The 18,476-nt window shown below is 42.9% G+C and carries 17 protein-coding genes; 13 read left to right on the top strand and 4 right to left on the bottom strand.

The window, feature by feature from the left end; translation table 11 throughout:
* Nucleotides 1-216 precede the first annotated feature (216 nt).
* The 6 genes from BIV59_RS07450 to BIV59_RS07425 all read left to right on the top strand — a co-directional run bounded on the left by BIV59_RS07450 (nt 217) and on the right by BIV59_RS07425 (nt 8,304).
* Entirely contained in the window at nt 217-1,398 is a 1,182-nt protein-coding gene (locus BIV59_RS07450) for a galactokinase (protein WP_071350834.1), read from the top strand.
* On the top strand, nt 1,395-2,384 hold the full coding sequence (gene galE / locus BIV59_RS07445) for a UDP-glucose 4-epimerase GalE (RefSeq protein ID WP_071350833.1): 990 nt from the start codon (nt 1,395-1,397) through the stop codon (nt 2,382-2,384). The genes BIV59_RS07450 and galE overlap by 4 nt, the downstream gene beginning before the upstream one ends.
* 13 nt (nt 2,385-2,397) lie before the next feature.
* Complete coding sequence (gene galT, locus BIV59_RS07440) at nt 2,398-3,897, top strand: UDP-glucose--hexose-1-phosphate uridylyltransferase (protein ID WP_071350840.1); 1,500 nt, start codon at nt 2,398-2,400, stop codon at nt 3,895-3,897.
* A 15-nt stretch (nt 3,898-3,912) separates the two neighbouring features.
* Nucleotides 3,913-4,962 carry an aldose epimerase family protein gene (locus tag BIV59_RS07435; RefSeq protein ID WP_071350832.1) on the top strand — a complete coding sequence of 350 codons (1,050 nt, stop codon included), beginning with the start codon at nt 3,913-3,915 and terminating at the stop codon, nt 4,960-4,962.
* Between the two features lie 23 nt (nt 4,963-4,985).
* Nucleotides 4,986-5,975, top strand: a complete 990-nt coding sequence (locus BIV59_RS07430; protein WP_071350831.1) for a LacI family DNA-binding transcriptional regulator — start codon at nt 4,986-4,988, stop codon at nt 5,973-5,975.
* A 103-nt stretch (nt 5,976-6,078) separates the two neighbouring features.
* Nucleotides 6,079-8,304 (top strand): alpha-galactosidase, encoded by a 2,226-nt coding sequence (locus BIV59_RS07425; RefSeq protein WP_071350839.1) that lies wholly within the window; start codon nt 6,079-6,081, stop codon nt 8,302-8,304.
* Between the two features lie 136 nt (nt 8,305-8,440).
* Here BIV59_RS07425 and BIV59_RS07420 read toward each other — a convergent pair whose 3' ends face one another.
* Nucleotides 8,441-8,995: a helix-turn-helix domain-containing protein gene (locus BIV59_RS07420; protein ID WP_071350830.1), complete on the bottom strand. Its 555-nt coding sequence runs from the start codon at nt 8,993-8,995 to the stop codon at nt 8,441-8,443.
* A gap of 111 nt (nt 8,996-9,106) precedes the next feature.
* Here BIV59_RS07420 and BIV59_RS07415 point away from each other — a divergent pair, with 111 nt between their 5' ends.
* Complete coding sequence (locus BIV59_RS07415; protein ID WP_071350829.1) at nt 9,107-9,694, top strand: LysE family transporter; 588 nt, start codon at nt 9,107-9,109, stop codon at nt 9,692-9,694.
* A gap of 113 nt (nt 9,695-9,807) precedes the next feature.
* Here the strand turns inward: BIV59_RS07415 and BIV59_RS07410 are convergent, their stop codons facing one another.
* A complete protein-coding gene (locus BIV59_RS07410) occupies nt 9,808-11,073 on the bottom strand; it encodes a dicarboxylate/amino acid:cation symporter (RefSeq protein ID WP_071350828.1) in 1,266 nt (421 codons plus the stop codon).
* 235 nt (nt 11,074-11,308) lie between these two features.
* Here BIV59_RS07410 and BIV59_RS07405 point away from each other — a divergent pair, with 235 nt between their 5' ends.
* The 6 genes from BIV59_RS07405 (at nt 11,309) to BIV59_RS07380 (ending at nt 15,897) form a co-directional block, all read left to right on the top strand.
* On the top strand, nt 11,309-12,118 hold the full coding sequence (locus tag BIV59_RS07405) for an alpha/beta fold hydrolase (RefSeq protein WP_071350827.1): 810 nt from the start codon (nt 11,309-11,311) through the stop codon (nt 12,116-12,118).
* A 96-nt stretch (nt 12,119-12,214) separates the two neighbouring features.
* Nucleotides 12,215-12,559, top strand: coding sequence for an ASCH domain-containing protein (locus BIV59_RS07400; protein WP_071350826.1), 345 nt, complete (start codon nt 12,215-12,217; stop codon nt 12,557-12,559).
* Nucleotides 12,560-12,574: 15 nt separating this feature from the next.
* Nucleotides 12,575-13,009 (top strand): hypothetical protein, encoded by a 435-nt coding sequence (locus tag BIV59_RS07395; RefSeq protein ID WP_170846105.1) that lies wholly within the window; start codon nt 12,575-12,577, stop codon nt 13,007-13,009.
* A 282-nt stretch (nt 13,010-13,291) separates the two neighbouring features.
* Complete coding sequence (locus tag BIV59_RS07390; protein ID WP_071350824.1) at nt 13,292-14,047, top strand: threonine/serine exporter family protein; 756 nt, start codon at nt 13,292-13,294, stop codon at nt 14,045-14,047.
* Between the two features lie 12 nt (nt 14,048-14,059).
* A complete protein-coding gene (locus BIV59_RS07385; protein WP_071350823.1) occupies nt 14,060-14,503 on the top strand; it encodes a threonine/serine exporter family protein in 444 nt (147 codons plus the stop codon).
* A gap of 347 nt (nt 14,504-14,850) precedes the next feature.
* Nucleotides 14,851-15,897, top strand: coding sequence for a class I SAM-dependent methyltransferase (locus tag BIV59_RS07380; protein WP_071350822.1), 1,047 nt, complete (start codon nt 14,851-14,853; stop codon nt 15,895-15,897).
* 47 nt (nt 15,898-15,944) lie between these two features.
* Here the strand turns inward: BIV59_RS07380 and BIV59_RS07375 are convergent, their stop codons facing one another.
* Nucleotides 15,945-16,301 carry a PqqD family protein gene (locus BIV59_RS07375; RefSeq protein WP_071350821.1) on the bottom strand — a complete coding sequence of 119 codons (357 nt, stop codon included), beginning with the start codon at nt 16,299-16,301 and terminating at the stop codon, nt 15,945-15,947.
* Nucleotides 16,294-18,183: an OPT family oligopeptide transporter gene (locus tag BIV59_RS07370; RefSeq protein WP_071350820.1), complete on the bottom strand. Its 1,890-nt coding sequence runs from the start codon at nt 18,181-18,183 to the stop codon at nt 16,294-16,296. Before BIV59_RS07370 ends, BIV59_RS07375 begins: the two co-directional genes overlap by 8 nt.
* Between the last annotated feature and the right edge of the window lie 293 nt (nt 18,184-18,476).

The following is an 18,476-nucleotide window of genomic DNA, read 5'->3' as shown; positions in this document are numbered from 1 at the left end:
AAGAAAAGAGCCTTTTTTTAAAAAAATTTCGGTATCAGTTCTGTTGCATAAGATTAATTTAAGTAAAAAAACATATCTTTTTTACTAAAAAATAATTGACTCTAAAACCTGCTGTATTATAATAAACCTGAAGGCGCTTTCAGATTGTTATTAATGAGCGGCCATAGCAGAATAAAAAATAGAAGCAGCTCTATTATAGGCTGGGGAGGAATCGTCATGGATGTAAAGCAGCTCCGTACCTTATATCAGGAAATATTTCATGAAGAAAGCCCGCGTGTCTTTTTTGCACCGGGAAGAATCAATCTTATTGGAGAGCACACAGATTATAATGGAGGACATGTATTTCCATGTGCCATTACAAAGGGGACATATGCCCTTGCTTCAAAACGCAGTGACAAAAAAATCCGCATGTATTCCGTTAACTTTAAGGAGCTTGGCATAGTTGAATTCGAGCTCGAAAATCTCGATTATGAGGCGAAGCATGAATGGGCGAACTATCCAAAGGGAATGCTCCGTTTTTTTAAGGAAAGCGGCTGCAGCATCGGCAGTGGATTCGATGTGCTGTTTTACGGGAATATTCCCAATGGTGCCGGATTGTCATCTTCCGCATCCATTGAACTTGTGACCGGTGTGTTATTGGACAGTCTTTTTGAACTGAACATGGACCGGATTGAAATGGTCAAAATCGGCCAGCAGGTTGAAAATAAATTTATAGGGGTCAACAGCGGGATCATGGATCAGTTTGCAATAGGGATGGGCAGAAAAAATGCCGGAATCCTTCTTAATTGCGACACCCTTGAATACGAATATGCGCCTATTGAGCTGGAAAGGCATAGCATCTTAATCATGAACACCAATAAAAGGCGTGAGCTGGCTGATTCAAAGTATAACGAGAGAAGAAGCGAGTGCGAGCAGGCATTAGCACTGCTTCAGAAAAAAGCGGATATACAGGAATTAGCAAATCTAACTCCAAGTGAATTTGATGAATATCAGTCTATAATAGACAATGAAGTGCTCAGAAAAAGAGCGAAGCATGTGGTTTATGAAAACAGCCGCACACTTGAAGCACTAAAAGAGTTAAAGAGAGGAAACCTTGAAGCGTTCGGAGAGCTTATGAATCAGTCTCACTTATCTTTAAAGGATGATTATGAGGTTACAGGGACAGAACTTGACACACTTGCAGAAACAGCCTGGAAGGAAGACGGTGTTTTGGGTGCGCGCATGACCGGGGCAGGATTTGGGGGCTGTGCCATTGCCATTGTTGAAACAGACAAAGCGGAAGCAATCATGAAGGCAATAGGAAAAGTGTATAAAGAAAAGATTGGTTACGAAGCAGAATTTTATCAAGTGCTCATCGGTGATGGAGCAAAGGAATTAAAGGAGGTTGAAGGAATATGAGTATTCTTGTATTTGGAGGAGCCGGCTATATTGGCTCACATGCGGTATATCAGCTGATTGACAGAGGTTTTGAAGCGGTGGTCGTCGATAACCTTCAAACTGGCCATAAAGAAGCCATTCACCCGAAGGCGAAATTTTATCAAGGTGACATCCGTGACCGCGAGTTTTTGCGCAGTGTTTTTGAACAAGAGCAAATTGAAGCTGTCATCCACTTTGCGGCCAATTCCCTTGTTGGGGAATCTGTGGCACTGCCTCTTAAATACTATGACAACAACGTTTTTGGAACCCAGGCAATCCTAGAGGTCATGGAAGAATTTAATGTGAAGAAGATTGTCTTCTCATCATCTGCTGCAACGTATGGAGAACCTAAGCAGGTGCCGATTACAGAGGATATGGAAACCAATCCGACGAGTCCATACGGTGAAACTAAGCTTGCTATGGAGAAAATGATGAAGTGGACGGAAATTGCTAATGGCATGAAATTCGTATCTCTTCGCTACTTCAATGTGGCAGGCGCCAGATCTACTGGAGAAATTGGCGAAGATCATGATCCTGAAACACATTTAATTCCGGTTGTCCTGCAGGCTGCATTAGGCAAAAGAGAAAAAATCATTATTTTCGGTGAAGACTATGAAACAGAAGATGGTACATGCATCAGAGACTACATCCATGTCGAGGATTTAATTGATGCTCATATCCTTGCACTTGAATATCTGCAAAATGGCGGCGAAAGCAATATCTTCAACTTGGGAAGCAGCCAGGGCTTTTCAGTCAAGGAAATTGTCGAAACGGCTAAGGTAGTAACTGGCCGGACCATTCCTGTCGAGATTGGCGAGCGGCGGGCAGGTGATCCAAGCACGTTAATTGCTTCCTCAGAAAAAGCGCGCCAAATACTTGGATGGGAGCCTAAGAAAACATCAGTCGATAAAATTATTGAGGATGCCTGGAACTGGCATGTAAACCATCAAAACGGCTATGAAAGCTGAGGGAGAGATCATCATGAATATATTCAGCACTGTCCAGCAGCTGCTCAACAAGGCAGAAGAGGTTTTTTTACTAAAAAAAGAAGATGAGATTTACGCAAGAAACCAGATTCTTTCTCTGCTTTCTATTGAAAATTACATCCCGGAGCAGGCAGGCTCTGGTAGGGAAATTCCTGATCTTCTGGAAGACTTGACTGAATATGCGTGTGAAAAGGGAATTATCGGGGATTATTTAGATGCGCGGGAAATTTTTGCAAGCAAAATAATGGATGTAATGATCCCTTTGCCGTCTGCCGTTAATGAAACCTTTTACCGAAAGTATGCACAAGACCCGGCTGAAGCAACTGATTATTTTTACGAATTAAGCAAAAATAGCAATTATATTCAAATGAACAGAATCTCTAAGAATATTGTTTTTCAAACAGAATCCGAGTACGGAAATCTTGATATTACAATTAATTTATCAAAGCCTGAAAAAGACCCTAAGCAAATTGCCATGGAACGCCAGGCCAAACAGCCTGAAACAAAGTATCCCAAATGCCTTTTGTGCATTGAAAACGAAGGCTATGCAGGAAGAATCGGACATCCGGCAAGATCCAGCCACCGCATGATTCGAGTAAATGTTCCACGTGAAACATGGTATCTGCAATATTCGCCATATGTTTATTATAACGAGCATTGCATCCTTCTTTGTGAAGAGCATCGAGATATGAAGATCAGTAAAGCAACCTTTGAAAGGCTGTTGTCCTTTGTCGAACAATTCCCCCACTATTTCATCGGTTCAAATGCAGATCTGCCAATTGTAGGGGGATCGATCTTAACTCATGATCACTATCAGGGCGGGCGCTATGAATTTGCCATGGCTAAGGCACAGGAAGAATTCCCGTGCAGGTGGGACCGTTTTCCAGAGCTGGAACTTTCAATTGTAAAGTGGCCGATGTCTGTCCTGCGGTTAAAAAGCAGGGATGCCTCCACACTTGCGGATGCAGCCGATATGGTTCTTGCTTTCTGGAAGGATTACAGTGACCCTGAATTGGGTATTTTAGCAATGTCTGATGGGTCTTTGCATAATACCATCACCCCTATAGCCCGAAAGAGGAACGGACTGTTTGAATTAGATCTTGTGCTGCGTAATAACCGTAGCAATGATGAACATCCTCTTGGAATATTTCACCCGCATGCCGATGTACATCATATTAAAAAGGAAAACATCGGACTGATTGAGGTGATGGGACTCGCTGTATTGCCTGCACGTCTGGAGCAGGAGCTTAGAGAAATCGAAAGCTATCTTGCCGGAAACACTGATGCAGCGGTGGCTTCTTACCATTTGGATTGGGCAAAAGAGCTGGAAATGAGATACGGAAATGATTTGAATGAAAATAATGTGTCCGATATTGTGAAGAAGGAAACTGGCCTTAAATTTCTGAGGGTGCTTCAGGACGCAGGAGTTTTTAAGAGAGACAGTGAGGGAAAAGACGGTTTTCTGAGATTTATTGATTCATTAAAAATGATCTAGGTCAGGAGAGATTGGATGGAAGTCAAGGTTATGGAATTTGGGGAAATCAATGGCGAAAAGGTTCAGGCCTATACAATCAAAAATAACCGCGGCATGAGCATCACTTGTTTGAATTACGGCTGCATCATCACAGAAATCAAGACGCCTGACCGCAGCGGAAAGCTTGAAAACATTGTTCTTGGTTTTGATAGCATAGAGGAGTATATAGAGCATTCCCCTTATTTCGGGGCCATAGTGGGACGAGTGGCCGGCAGGATCAAAGAAGGGGAATTTGAATTGGATGGCACTTCGTATACCCTTGCAAAAAACGATGGTAACCAGCATCTTCATGGAGGAATAAAAGGCTTCAGCAATACATTTTGGAATGCTTCCTTATTTGAACGCGAAGATGCATCAGGCATCACATTTACACGGATAAGCCCTGATGGTGAAGAAGGATATCCCGGCAATCTAAAAGTGGCAGTCACATACAGCCTGAATGATGAGAATGAGTTTACGATTGAAACAAGAGCTGAAACCGACCAGAAGACACTGATTAATACAACAAATCATACGTACTTTAACCTTTCAGGAGAAATAAAGCGTAATGTGGAAGAACATATGCTGACACTGAAAAGTGAGCAATTTCTTGAGCTGGACGAGGAGCTGCTTCCTACCGGAAAACTGCTTGATGTGGAAGGAACTCCATTCGACTTCAGGAAAGAGCGCCAATTATTTGAGGAAAAAGCCTACCGGCATCCCCAAAACCTGGTTGCTGGCGGAGGCTTTGATACTCCGTTCTGCTTGAGTGAAAATAATAACCGGGAAATTCATCTGGCAGATCCCGAGTCAGGCCGTACACTGACTATTGAAACAAACCAGCCGGGCGTCGTTGTTTACACGAGCAACATGCTGGAAGGGGACTTTTCCATCAGAGGCGTCAAGGCCAGCAACCATTTGGCCATCTGCCTGGAGACACAGGGTTTGCCTGATGCTATCCATCATTCCAATTTTCCTTCTATTGTGCTGGACAAGAATGAGGAATACCGTTCTCTTACAAAGTACGTATTCAGCGTGCAAGGCTAAGAAAACCGGACGGGAGACATTTGATGGCAACCATTAAAGATATTGCTGAAAAAGCCAATGTATCAATTGCAACGGTTTCAAGGGTACTGAACTATGATACAACGCTGTCTGTAGGCGATGAGACGAAAAAGAAAATCTTCGAAATTGCCGAAGAGCTTTCCTATAAAAAACGTCCGTCAAAAAAGGCGGCTGCCCCAAGGATTGCCATGATCCACTGGTATTCTGAGCAAGAAGAGCTCAATGATCTGTATTATATGTCAATCCGCTTAAGTGTCGAGCAGCAGTGCATGCACCAGAACCTGCAGCTGGTAAAGTTCTTTTCTTATAATACCGAGCAGATAAAATCATCAGACATCCAGGGAATCATCGCTATCGGCAAGTTTAGCCAAAAGCAGGTAGAAGAGCTTTCAAGTGTTTGTGATACAATCGTTTTCGTGGATTCAAGCCCCGATGATGAGAGATTCGACTCTGTTGTAATTGATTTTGATAAAGCGGCAAAAAAGATACTGAATTATTTTATGAATAAAGGCCACGAAAGAATCGGGTATATCGGCGGTCATGAGACGTTTAAAGATCAGACAGCCGAAATAGAAGACTTGAGGGAAAAAACCTTCAAGGAATATATGACCCAGAAAAACATGTATGATGAGACCTTTGTCTATACAGGGGAATTTACCGTTCAGGATGGCTACCTCCTTATGCAAAAGGCCATTGAAGATTTCGGTGATGCCCTGCCAACAGCCTTCTTTGCCGGGAATGACCTGCTTGCAATAGGCGCATTAAGGGCCCTTCATGAAAAAGGGATTGCTGTTCCTGAGAGAGTGAACATTATCGGCGTAAACGATATTAGCGTATCTAAATACGTATACCCGCCTCTCAGCACGGTGAAGGTGCATACTGAATTAATGGGAGAGACAGCTGTCGACCTGCTTATAGAAAGAATGGCAGACAGGAAAATCGCGAAGAAAATTTTCATCGCAACAGAATTGGTAATTAGAAATAGCAGCTTTTAATTTCGGGGACCGCTTATATAGGCGGTCCCTTGTCTGTTTTAATGGGCCATGGGCCTGCATAGATTTAGTGGAGGAAGATTTCTGTGAATTGGAGGAAAGAGCTGTGCTGATCATGATAAATGATGAAAAAAAACAATTTCACTTATGCAATGGCAAGGTAAGCTATATTTTTCATGTGATGGAAAATGGCCAGCTTGGGTCTTTGTATTATGGAAAAGCGCTTCATCACCAGGAAGACTTTTCGCATATGCAGACATATGGAGTTCCTGCCACCTATACCGCCCAATATCATGGGAAGCGGGCTTTCAGCCTTGAAACTCTGCGCCAGGAATATCCAGCTTACGGTACATCAGACTTCAGGGAGCCTGCCTACAGTATCCGCCTCCAAAATGGCTCCCATATCACAGATTTTACTTATAAAACCTATGTCAGATCCTCCGGCAAACCTCCGCTTGCAGGGCTGCCTTCTACGTATACCGTGAATGAGGGAGATGCTGAGAGCATCCAAATCATTCTTGAAGATAGAGAACTCCAGGCTGAGCTGATCTTATGCTACACCATATTCAAGGACTTTCCTGTGATTGCGAGAAGCGCCTATATTTTTAACAAGGGGTCTGACCCCTTTTACCTCGAGCGCTTCATGAGTATGTCGGTGGATTTTCCGGATGCAGACTTCCGCATGCTCCAGCTGAGCGGAGCATGGGCCCGGGAGCGTTATGTGAAGGAGCGCCCTCTTGAAGCGGGCATACAGTCCATCTCCAGCATCCGCGGGGCAAGCTCGCACCAGCATAATCCTCTCCTTGTGCTGAAGAGGCCGGATACGGGGGAAAGCCAGGGAGAGGTTTATGGTTTTAATTTTGTCTACAGTTCAAATTTCATTGCTCAGGCAGAAGTAGACCAGTTTGGGGTAACAAGGGCAACGATGGGCATCCATCCTTTCCGTTTTTCCTGGAAGCTTTCCGAGAATGAACACTTTCAGGCGCCTGAAGCTGTGATGGTATATTCGAGTGATGGCCTGACAGGCATGAGCCAGGCTTATCATGATCTGTACCGTAAGCACCTCCTTAGAGGAAAGTGGAAAAATGACGTGCGGCCCATCGTCATTAACAACTGGGAAGCAACTTATTTTTCATTCAATGAAGATATTCTATTGAAATTTGCCAGGAAGGCAAAGGAGCTTGGTGTTGAGCTGTTTGTCCTCGATGATGGCTGGTTTGGCAAAAGAAACAATGCATCTTCATCTCTTGGCGACTGGTATGCTGATCCTAAAAAGCTTCCTCGTGGTATGAAATCACTGGCAGAAAAGATAGAAAGAATCGGTTTGAAATTCGGGCTTTGGTTTGAACCTGAAATGGTCAGCCCGGATAGCAGGATGATGAGGGCCCATCCCGAGTGGGCGGTCAAAACGCCCGGGCGGCCTGCTTCACTGGGCAGAAATCAGCTTGTACTGGATTTTTCGAGAAAGGAAATTGTTAAAGACGTATACAGTAGAATGGCAGATATCATTAGGGAAACAAACCTTTCATATATCAAGTGGGATATGAACCGCTATATTACTGAAGCTTTTTCCAGGGGGCTTGGCGCTGACCGGCAGGATGAATTTTTTCACCGCTACATATTGGGTGTGTATGAGCTGTATGAACGGCTTACCTCTGAATTTCCGCAGATTCTTTTTGAATCGTGTGCAGGAGGAGGGGGCAGGTTTGATCCTGGATTATTTTATTACGCGCCTCAAGCATGGGCAAGCGATGATACGGATCCTGTGGAACGGCTGAAAATTCAATACGGATCTTCATATGCTTATCCCATTTACAGTATAGGCTCCCATGTATCAGCTGCACCGAACCACCAGACACAGCGCAGTTCACCGCTATCTATGAGGGCAAATGTGGCTTATTTTGGAACATTCGGCTATGAATTGGATCCTGGAGCGCTTTCTGATGCGGAGGAAAAAGAAGTCAAAGAACAAATCCGTTTTTTTAAACAGCATCGCCATCTGATCATGACAGGGGATTTTTTTCGCCTTAATAGCCCGTTTGAAGGGAACGAAGCTGCATGGATGGTGGTCAGCAAAGATAAAAAGGAGGCGCTTTGCGGGTGGTACAAAATCCTGGCAGAACCGAATCCCAGCATCCAGCAGAAACTGAAACTGGCCGGCCTGGCTCCTGCTGCTAAATATATGATTGTCCAAACAGAAGAGATCTATAATGGGGATGAGCTCATGTATCATGGCCTTACTTTGCCGCTCGAATTCAATGGCCCTAACAAAAAGCGGGCGAAACGGGCAGGAGATTTTCAGTCGGCAGTATTTTATCTGGTTAAAAAGTAAGCCTAATAAAGGTTTTTCGGAGCTGCTTTAAAGGCTTCTTTTTTTTATTGCACTAATGGAGCAGTTTAGTTTAACAGCGTATTGTTCCATTAATAAGAATAACAATATAAAATCCCCGTTCCCAAAAACGGGGATTTTATATTGTATAGTGTATAACCATACTTAATCGAGTTAATATTTCTCCAGAATTATGATAAGAATGAGGTCTATCTGCTTTAAACCTTATAGAATCTCCAGTTGATATGGTGTATTCAGTGTCATTTACTCTTACTGTTAATTCACCATCAAAAACAGTTAAAAACTCTTCAGTTCCTTCTCCGTGGGATTCCGAACTAAGATACCCGCCTTTTTCTATTTCAATGGAATAAACCTCAAATCGACGATTATCCTGGAATGGGAAATAAGGATATAATCGGTATTTTCCATTATCCTCTGTTAGTGTTTGTACCTCGCTTTTCAGGACTACCTTTGTGTCAGGCTGTGGTGAATTTATTAGTGAAGTAAACGAAATTTTTAACCCATTTGCTATTTTCCAGATTGTTGTAATGGTAGGACTAGATTCACCTCTTTCAATTTGTCCAATCATCGTTTTACTAACCCCAGTAAGCTCAGCAACCTTTTCAAGGCTCAATTTCTTACTTTCTCTCAAAGCCTTTAAATTTTTTGCAACGATGAGATTAATCTCTTCCATAAAAACACTCCTTAGAATATATACAATATAACGTCAATATCATACAATATAACGTAATACTTTATAATGACTTTTTAGACATTATAACATACATTTGGAGGAGGATTTATTTTGCCTACATTATCATTTTTGTTATACGTTTTTGTTACTACTTTTACTCCAGGTCCTAACAATATAATGGCAATGTTATCTGCTAATAGGTATGGATTCAAAAAGACGATAAAGTTTTGCTTAGGAGTTGGTACTGGTTTTTTTGTCATTATGATATTGTGCAGCTATTTTAATTTGTTATTAAAAAATACCATTCCTAAAATAGAATTCGGAATGACTATCTTTGGTTCTATCTATATGTTGTACTTAGCTATAAAGATAATTTTTAGTAAGAAGGATAATAAGGAAAATGACCATAAAAACCATCATGGCTTTTATACAGGAATGCTTTTACAATTCATAAATCCCAAAGTTATTTTGTATGGAATCACAGCTATATCTACATTTGTCATACCATTTTACACTACTAATATAAGCTTAATTTTATATTCACTGTTTCTTGCTTTTGTCGGTTTGGCAGGCACTGTTTGCTGGAGTTTGTTCGGTTCCTTGTTTCAAAAATTCTTAACAAGATATAAAAGTCATTTTAATGTGGTTATGGCTTTATTACTTTTATATAGTGCCGTATCCATATTTTTAGAGAAATAAGTAAGCCGAAAAAGTTTGTGGAATATTGCTATTAAACAAACAGCGTCGTTTAACAGAGCAAGGAATATAAAAAAACTCCCTATCCTGGAAAGATAGAGAGCTTAGGTTAAATATTATAAAACGGTTTTTTCCCGGTTAAGAGACCGCTTCATCCAGTTTTTTCCCTCGACTAGACGGGTGACCATCATGGCACTTACGGTATTGCCTGCAGAGTTTAGAAGAGTCGCAGGTGCATCAATAATTGTACTGATGACTGCAATGATCGGCAGCACCTCTGCTGGAAAGCCGAACACACTCAGGATCAGCATTTCGCCAATCATGCCTCCGCTTGGGATGGCACCCATGACGGCTCCCACGAGGAAGGAAACGGCAAGAATGCTGAGAATGCTTGAAATACTTGTCATATCCTTGCCGAATAAGCTGAACAAAAAGACGATTTTTAATACTCCGCCAAAAACGGATCCATCTTTATGCGTGTTGGCGCCAAGAGGAACAATCGTTTCTGCGATGTCCTTTGGCACGCCCATTCTTTTGGTATATTCCAGATTGACTGGTATGCAAGCTGCACTTGAACAAGTGGCAATAGCTGTAATGGAAGGTGTCATGGCGTTTTTCCAGAATATCTTCACTCCTTGGCTTCCGCCGGCAAAAAACGCGTATAAAGTGAAAAAGCCAAAATAATAGATAACAGCCAGGATTAAATAAAGCCCAAAGCTTCTTGCGTATCCTTCCAGAATCTGCGGTCCAAGCTGTCCGATGATTGCTGCAAAATAACAGCCCAATCCAATTGGAGCGTAGTACATGATGATTTTCACCATGCGCATCATGACGGTTGTTCCTGCTGACAGGAAGGCAGTAACCGGCTTGGCTTTTTCGCCTGAAAGTGCAGCAGAAAGTCCGAAAAGAACAGAAAACACAATAAGTGCCAGCATATTGCTTTTAGACAGCAGCTCTGTGAAATCAGAGACAGTAAAGGTTTTGACAAGCTGCCCTAAAAAGGTTACATCTTCTGTATCTGCAGAAGGTTCGCTTTTTGACATAAGTTCTTTTATCGCAGATGTATCCGTATGCTCGAGCGGATTCATAACAGATGTTCCTGCAAATCCCAAAATGGCAGCAATTGCAGCTGTTACTAAAAAGACAAGAACCATGCTCCCCATAATTTTGCCAAGCCGCTTCATTTCACTCATATTGGCAATGGCAGAGGAAATGCTGAAAAATACCAATGGAACAATGATCATAAACATTAAGTTTAAAAATAAATCTCCAAGCGGCTGGACAATCGACGTTTTAGTGCCAAAGATAACGCCTGCAGCCCCTCCGATTAGAATCGCCCCAAGAAGGAAGATCGTGGTGCGGTAATTTTTAAAGTAATTCATTTTGTCACGCCTTTCTAAGATTGCTTATAAGTGCATAAATTTTATTATCAGGGCTGTGACATGGTTTGACAACCTCTATTTCTATAGTGATTGTATAATGATCAAAGATAGGCTGCCGCCAGGGGGGATATTTTGGTACCCCAATGCCGCATAGATACGTGGAATCATCCAGGAATTACCGCCTGAAATTTGCTTTCAGGCTAAAAACCGGGTGTTAACTAAAGGAGGAATAGAGATGCCGTTTATACATATTGAAAAGGATACAGAGCTTTATTATGAAGAAAAGGGCCAAGGGAAACCCATCATTTTCCTGCACGGAGTTTGGATGAGCAGCCGCTTTTTTGAAAAGCAGCTTTCCTATTTTTCGGAAAATTACCGGACTATATTAGTGGACTTCAGGGGACATGGCCATTCTTCCGCAGTCCATCATGGCCACACGGTTGCTAATTATGCCCGTGATTTACATCACCTGATAGATGAACTTAATCTTCAGGATGTTACACTTGTCGGCTGGTCGATGGGAGCGTTCGTGGTCTGGGATTATCTGAAACAGTTTGGCGGGGACAATATAAAGTCAACGGTTATTGTTGATGAGCTTGCATCTGATTTTAAGTGGCCCGGTTTTGATATCGGCGCGTTTACAATGGAAACATTAATTGCCTTTATGACGGAAATCCAAATGAACCGGACTGAGTTTTTAAGAGGATTTTTGTCCTCCATGTTTAAGGAGGAATGCAGTCCGGATGACACCCGCTGGATGCTGAGGGAAGTGACGAGAATGCCTGAGTCCACAGCGAGTGCGATACTGTTTGATCAGTCCGTTGTGGATTACAGAGACTTTCTGCCGCAGATCAGCGTTCCAACCCTGCTTTGCTTCGGGAGGGAAGAGAAGGTCATACCGGTTGCGGCAGGGAAACATTTAAATCAGCATATAGCTTCCTCAGAGCTTGTCATTTTTGAGAATAGCTGCCATTGTCCTTTCCTGGAAGAACCGGACCTGTTTAACGATACAGTAGCTGCATTTCTTAAGAAAAATGGAATTTGACTGCAAGGATGAATTTTATTTCCTTTTCAAGGCCCAGCAGGTACAATAAGGAAGTAAATTAGGGGATGTAACTTTCGAACAGGGGAGATTTATAAAATGACCAATGAAAATATGCAGCAGACATTGCCGCCAAAAACTTGCAGTATTGACCGCTTAGTGACCGTAAAACAGGATATCGAAAAAGTGATTGCCGGCGAAAAAACAGCGGTACGGAGAAATGGCCGGTATGCAGATGTTGGGGAAGTAATGGTCCTTGACGGCAAGGATTTTGTAGTGGAAAAAGTCTATCAGCAGACACTTGGAGAAATGACGGAAGAACATGCGGTTTCAGAAGGATATGAAAATCTTGAGAGCTACAAAGAATTCATTCTTTCCATGCATAAAGGCATGAAATGGCTGCCTCAAATGAAGGTATGGGTGCACGAATTCCGCCAAGCATAGGTTTAGGATATGTATATTTTATATAAAGCGGTTTTATATATTCATATTTTAAGCGTAATTTCTTCTATCGGGCCGTTGGTCATTCTTTTTCCTATTGCTAAAAAGCTGAGAGTGCGTGAAGACAGCGGAAATGAAGGATACCTGAACGTATTTCAGTCTGTGGTGCGGCTGGCAAAGCATGCAGGCCATGTCCTCGTGGGATCAGGAATTTTGCTTGTCATCATAGGTCCGTGGACTTGGAAGACTGCATGGATTGACATGACGCTCATTATTCTTGCTGCTTCCCTTTATTTTCTTGCGCGCGCATTTTCACCAAAGCTGCGAAAATATAGAGAGCAGAAGGAAGGATTCAGGGAAACAGCGGATTCCCTGAGAAATGCGGTTTACATTTATATGGCTTTGCTGCTGATCATGCTTTGGTTTATGGTCGCAAAACCGGTTTTATGGTGAGCAGCCTGCTGCGGTTATTCTGTCAGGGAATAATCGTTTTTTTTTTGTACCGCACTAAATATATAGGAAAAGTAAATATGAACTAAACATCTTGCGAAATTTAGTGTTATATTGAATAAGAAAGACGAACGCAAGAAAATCAATGATGTAATGAAACTGCTTTTAGAATGCCATGCACATGAACTTCACACAATAAGACAGTAAGGCGCCCCTCACTTTTCTGAGGCGGCATTTTGATGGCTTTTTATCACTTGAAATTTTAGTTTCTTCGGAGAGAGATGAATGGAAAAACAAATGAACAATCGATATGACATTATTGAGGTATGCCTGCTGGCGGGGAAAATTATGCTGAGAAGCGGAGCAGAAACCTACCGCGTGGAAGACACGATGACACGCATTGCCGCCTCATTTGGAATTACCAGCTCCCACAGCTTTGTCACGCCGACGGGCATCATTTTTTCCGCGGACGGAGCTGATCCAAGCAAGCTGGTCAGAATTTCCGAACGCTCGACTGACCTGCAGAAGGTTGCCAATGTAAATAGCATTTCTAGGCGGATCTCTGCTGGAGAACTGTCTGCAATCGAAGCATATGGACTTTTAAAGGAAGTGGAAAAGGCCAGCCATGCTTATGCGATTTGGGTTCAGATTTTTGCTGCTTTTATTTCAAGCGGCTGCTTTACTATCATGTTTCAGGGCCAGTGGCACGATTTCCTTGTAGCATGCATGGCAGGGGCATTGGGCTTTTCATGCTTAATTTACTTGCACAGGCTTCTTGAAATAAAGTTTTTTGCAGAATTCATAGCTGCTTTGGTTGTTGGGGCATTTAGTATTTGCATCGTAAACATGGATCTGGGGCGTGAAGCGGACAAAATCATCATCGGTTCTGTGATGCCTTTAGTCCCGGGATTATTAATAACCAATGCGGTGCGCGATTTAATTGCCGGTCACCTGGTATCAGGTATATCAAAAGGTGCAGAGGCCTTTCTGACAGCCTTTGCCATCGGGACGGGAATTGCCGTTGCTTTTATATTCCACTAAAAAAGAAAGGGTATGAAGATGTTAGCACAGCTTATCACCAGTTTTATCGCGTCGGCATCCTTTGGAATTATCTTTAATGTTCCTAAAAATTCAATCGTTAAATGCGGATTGGTGGGGATGGTAGGATGGCTTCTTTATTGTGCTCTTGTTGAAAATAGTGTGAACAGTGTGATCGCCACACTTGCCGCAGCTTTTCTGGTAGCGGTGATCAGCCTGGTTTTCGCCAAGACCTATAAAACACCGATCATTATTTTTAGCGTATCCGGCATCATCCCGCTTGTGCCTGGAGGAATGGCATATGATGCGATGAGGCACTTTGTCCAAAATGATTATAATGTCGCCATACAGCTTGCGGCGAAAGCTTTCATGCTCTCAGGGGCCATTGCGATGGGTCTGATGTTTGCGGAAGTAATGAATCAGGTATATATCAAATATAATAAAAGAATGAAAGCATGATGGGATTATAGCAGGCAGCAGGAAATGCTCTTGTTTGCATCCTGTCTTTTTTTGTTTTCCTGAAGAAAAAGGAATTGTTCTGTAAAGTGTTGAATGTTTATGTAAGCGCTTTAAAAGCGGCGGCATTCAGACAACATTGGTCCATACTCCTTCTGACAGAAGTTGACCAGACTAGTTTATCTCCCGCAGCAATGCAAACTGAGCGGCTCTATATGGCACTATAGCGGCATAAGCTCTGTATTATACACGGATCATATTTCCACTGAGTTTTGGCTAATCTCCTGATGTTTCGCATAATGACGGGGTAGGAGGAACTGAAAAAATCATGAGTTAAAGGAGGAGGACGTATGAGTATAGGCAGACTTGAGGAAGATCAAGGCTATTATTCGGAAAAAGATTTTGAGACAACGCTGCTCACTCCCGGATACCGGATTGATTTGCGGAATGCGGGAAATGAACATCTCGACCAGTTTTTTAATGCAGATATGGTTACTGACTGGTCACAGTTATCATGGAAGGAAGCAGGCAAGCCCTATGAAGTAAAGTCTGTCGCGAAATCCAGGCAGAATTGGGAAAAAGAACATGGAGAAATGTCTGTTAAAACCTCCTGGGAGTTTTTTAACCGTTCCTTTCATGAATGGTTTATTAAGGATGTCCCAAAAGAGCTTGACAGGTCAAAAAAAGAGCTGAAAAAATACTTATCACGTTTTCGGATACGTGATGTAAAAGCGGCCCTTGGAGAGACCATCCAATTATCGCTTTGGAATTATGCCCACCGGGTGGAGGATGGAATCTGGGATCCGCGGGGGAAACGGGCCCTTTTTGAAGGGCTTGATGTGAGGAAGCCGAGGATACTCTTTTTGGGTGCGGCGGAAGGATATGAAGCCATGCAGCTTTATGCCATGTATCCGGAAGGAGAAGTTGTGATGGTTGATTATGATGACTTCTGCCGGACAGACCGCTTTGGGCATTTTCCAGATAGTTATCCCTTCCTCGGAACAAATCCAGTATCGGGGCATCCTAAAGTCTGGCATAAAAGTGAGATGAATATTCACTATGAGGTGAACGACATCAGAAACCTTCCGTTTGGCCATGAATTTGACATTGTTTTAAGTGTCGGTTTACTGGAGCATTTTCCTGATGAGCATAAACATGAAGTGATGGAATGGCACAGGAAATTTCTGAAACCCGGGGGATATGTCATCATGACTACTCCGAGGCTACAGTTCAAATCCAGACTTTTCTATACGATCATGGCAGATGTCATGAACCATACCTACAGAGAACTGATGGATGTGCGGCAGATGGGATTATACGTATATGAATCAGGCTTTGACATCCTTCGCCATGGCTATATTAAGGTTCATAACGGAATCGTTGCAAAGCCCAGGTAATGAAAAAGGCCGAAGCGCTGATTTTTGCGCTTCGGCCTTCATTTTGCTTATTTTTCATTTTCCCATTTCAGCCAATCGTGGGCTTCCAGAATTTCAAGAAACTTTACAAGCCTTGGCAAGGAAGGGTCTGCTTCTTCTCCGAAATGCAGCAGCATGTCATTTGAAATTTGCTCGACATTTTTGTGATGCTGCATTTGGCCGATTGCAAAAGCCCCGAATTTATCCAGCTTAATCCGGCGGAAGCCTGGCTGCTTAAGGAATTTAATCGAAAAACGTTCGATGAGGTTCGTCCTGCTGATTACAAGAAATGAATCAGCAGCGTCACTTTCAAGTCTGACACGGTCTTCTAAAAGAGGAACCATAGTAAGCAGGTTCTTCTTTTTTGAATGGCGTTTATTAGACATTCTGGTTTTTCCCTTTATTTGAAACAAACCAGAGCAGTCCTGCAAGGATTAAGAATAAAATGAATGGAAGCAGGTTGCTCGCTGATTTTGCAGCATCAGGTATTGATACGCCTGCCGCAATTAAAATGGCAATGACAACACCAATCAGGGATTCCCCTGCAATTAAACCAGATGCGAATAATGTACCGCGATCTACACGAAGCTTTCGTTCTTCCTTCGTTTTTGCAGAGCGTTCCACAAAGTAGCGAACAAATCCGCCAAACATGATTGGCGCGCTTGTATGGACAGGAAGATAAATTCCCACAGCAACAACCAAAGAGTTCAGACCGAAGAATTCAAGTGTAATGGCAATGGCTGCACCGATAAAGATCAGTGTCCAAGGAAGGTCGCTGCCCAATACACCTTCAGCCAGGATTTTCATCAGGGCCGCTTTAGGAGCAGGCAGAGCTGGAGAGCCCATTACATACGCCTTGTTCATTAAAATCAGGATAAATCCAATGACAGAAGCGGAAGCAACTACGCCAATCATCATGGCAACCTGCTGTTTCCATGGAGTACCGCCGACAATATATCCCGTTTTTAAATCCTGTGAAACGTCTCCTGCAACTGCCAGGGCTGTACAAACAATTGCAGCAACTGTCAAAGCTGCCACCATACCGTTCATGCCCGTAAACCCAGTCGCTTTATAAATCAGTGTAACGATCAATAAAGTGGCAATCGTCATACCGGAAACAGGGGATGATGAGCTGCCGACAACTCCGACAATACGTGATGCCACGGTAACAAATAAAAATCCGAAGACGGCAATGGCGATAGCGCCGATAATGCCGACATCAGTAAATGGCGTGAAAGCAATAATCAAAATGATAAGAAGGATGCCGATCCAGACGTATTTTGCCGGCATATCCTTTTCAGTGCGCAGTGAACCTGCCTTTAATTGGCCTCTATTGGCCTGTACACCCTTAATAGTGGCTATAGCGGAACCAACCAGAGTAGGAATCGTTTTAACGAGCGTGATCAATCCGCCTGTAGCAACGGCACCTGCACCGATATACCGGATATAGCTGTCCCAGATTCCCCATGCATCAAGCTTGGAAATAGGAACATCTGCAGGGAAAATGGCATGAGCACTGCCGCTCCCGAAAAAGCTGATGGCTGGAATCAGGACAACCCAAGCCAATAAGCCGCCGCCAAGCATTTCCCCTGCTACACGCGGTCCGATGATATATCCGACACCCAATAGCGAAGGAAAAGCATCAAGGCCGACTACAGCATTTTTAAAGTGTGAGATTCCTGTTTCTACCTCAGTTTTGAAGAGTTTAAAACCATCTCCAAGTGCTTTTACAACACCGCCAATGGCTAAGCCGATACCAATCAGCTTGGCACTTGTGCCGCCTTCCTCACCCGACTTAAGCACTTCAGCACAAGCTGTGCCTTCAGGATATGGAAGTGTTTCATGTTCTCTTACAATCAAAAGCTGGCGAAGGGGAACCATCATGAAGACTCCCAGAAATCCGCCTGTTAATACGATAAACATGATCAGTCCCTGACTGACCGGAACCTTCCAGAGAAACAAGGCAGGAAGTGTGAAGACTGCACCCGCTCCAATCGCTTCACCGGCTGTTGTCATGGTTTGGACAATATTGTTTTCCAGGATTGAATTTCTGCGGAAAACTCCCCGAAGAATGGCCATGGAAATAACGGCAGCCGGAATGGAGGCTGAAACAGTTAAACCGATGAGCAATCCTAAATAGGCATTTGCTGCCCCGAAAATGACCGCAAGAATGATCCCGAGAATAATTGCAGTTACAGTTAGTTCAGGAAGAGACCTGGATGCGGAAACATAAGGGACGAAATTACTTTCTTTCGAATTATTAGACAATTTTTCCACCGCCCGTTTGAACTTTTAAAAACATAAAAAACATTATAGCACTCTAATTTTAAGGTATGCAATGAAAACTTTATATTTGCTATTTTCTGATAGTTGGCCACGCTTACTTTACTGCATTAAAGGGATTTAGCAGAGATCCAAGCCTGAAACTGTTCATTCCGTTATTACTATTCTGTCACAACTTAAAGCATTATATTTAACCTGGAAAGTTATTATTGTCATCAAGTGCAGGGAAATAGAAAGCCTGTTTTCCTAAATTATTCCATCTGATGAAGGGTTAATTT

The organism is Bacillus sp. MUM 13 (assembly GCF_001866725.1).
Taxonomy (GTDB): Bacteria; Bacillota; Bacilli; order Bacillales; family DSM-1321; genus Peribacillus.
The sequence above is the reverse complement of the archived record's forward strand: the minus strand, read 5'-3'. Positions and strand labels throughout refer to the sequence as shown.

Bases quoted from the DNA above. Each gene is read 5' to 3' on its own strand.
- BIV59_RS07410 (WP_071350828.1), bottom strand. From the start codon at position 11,073: ATGAATTACTTTAAAAATTACCGCACCACGATCTTCCTTCTTGGGGCG.
- galE (WP_071350833.1), top strand. From the start codon at position 1,395: ATGAGTATTCTTGTATTTGGAGGAGCCGGCTATATTGGCTCACATGCG.
- BIV59_RS07450 (WP_071350834.1), top strand. From the start codon at position 217: ATGGATGTAAAGCAGCTCCGTACCTTATATCAGGAAATATTTCATGAA.
- galT (WP_071350840.1), top strand. From the start codon at position 2,398: ATGAATATATTCAGCACTGTCCAGCAGCTGCTCAACAAGGCAGAAGAG.
- BIV59_RS07405 (WP_071350827.1), top strand. From the start codon at position 11,309: ATGCCGTTTATACATATTGAAAAGGATACAGAGCTTTATTATGAAGAA.
- BIV59_RS07375 (WP_071350821.1), bottom strand. From the start codon at position 16,301: ATGTCTAATAAACGCCATTCAAAAAAGAAGAACCTGCTTACTATGGTT.
- BIV59_RS07390 (WP_071350824.1), top strand. From the start codon at position 13,292: ATGGAAAAACAAATGAACAATCGATATGACATTATTGAGGTATGCCTG.
- BIV59_RS07435 (WP_071350832.1), top strand. From the start codon at position 3,913: ATGGAAGTCAAGGTTATGGAATTTGGGGAAATCAATGGCGAAAAGGTT.
- BIV59_RS07400 (WP_071350826.1), top strand. From the start codon at position 12,215: ATGACCAATGAAAATATGCAGCAGACATTGCCGCCAAAAACTTGCAGT.
- BIV59_RS07430 (WP_071350831.1), top strand. From the start codon at position 4,986: ATGGCAACCATTAAAGATATTGCTGAAAAAGCCAATGTATCAATTGCA.
- BIV59_RS07420 (WP_071350830.1), bottom strand. From the start codon at position 8,995: ATGGAAGAGATTAATCTCATCGTTGCAAAAAATTTAAAGGCTTTGAGA.
- BIV59_RS07380 (WP_071350822.1), top strand. From the start codon at position 14,851: ATGAGTATAGGCAGACTTGAGGAAGATCAAGGCTATTATTCGGAAAAA.
- BIV59_RS07385 (WP_071350823.1), top strand. From the start codon at position 14,060: ATGAAGATGTTAGCACAGCTTATCACCAGTTTTATCGCGTCGGCATCC.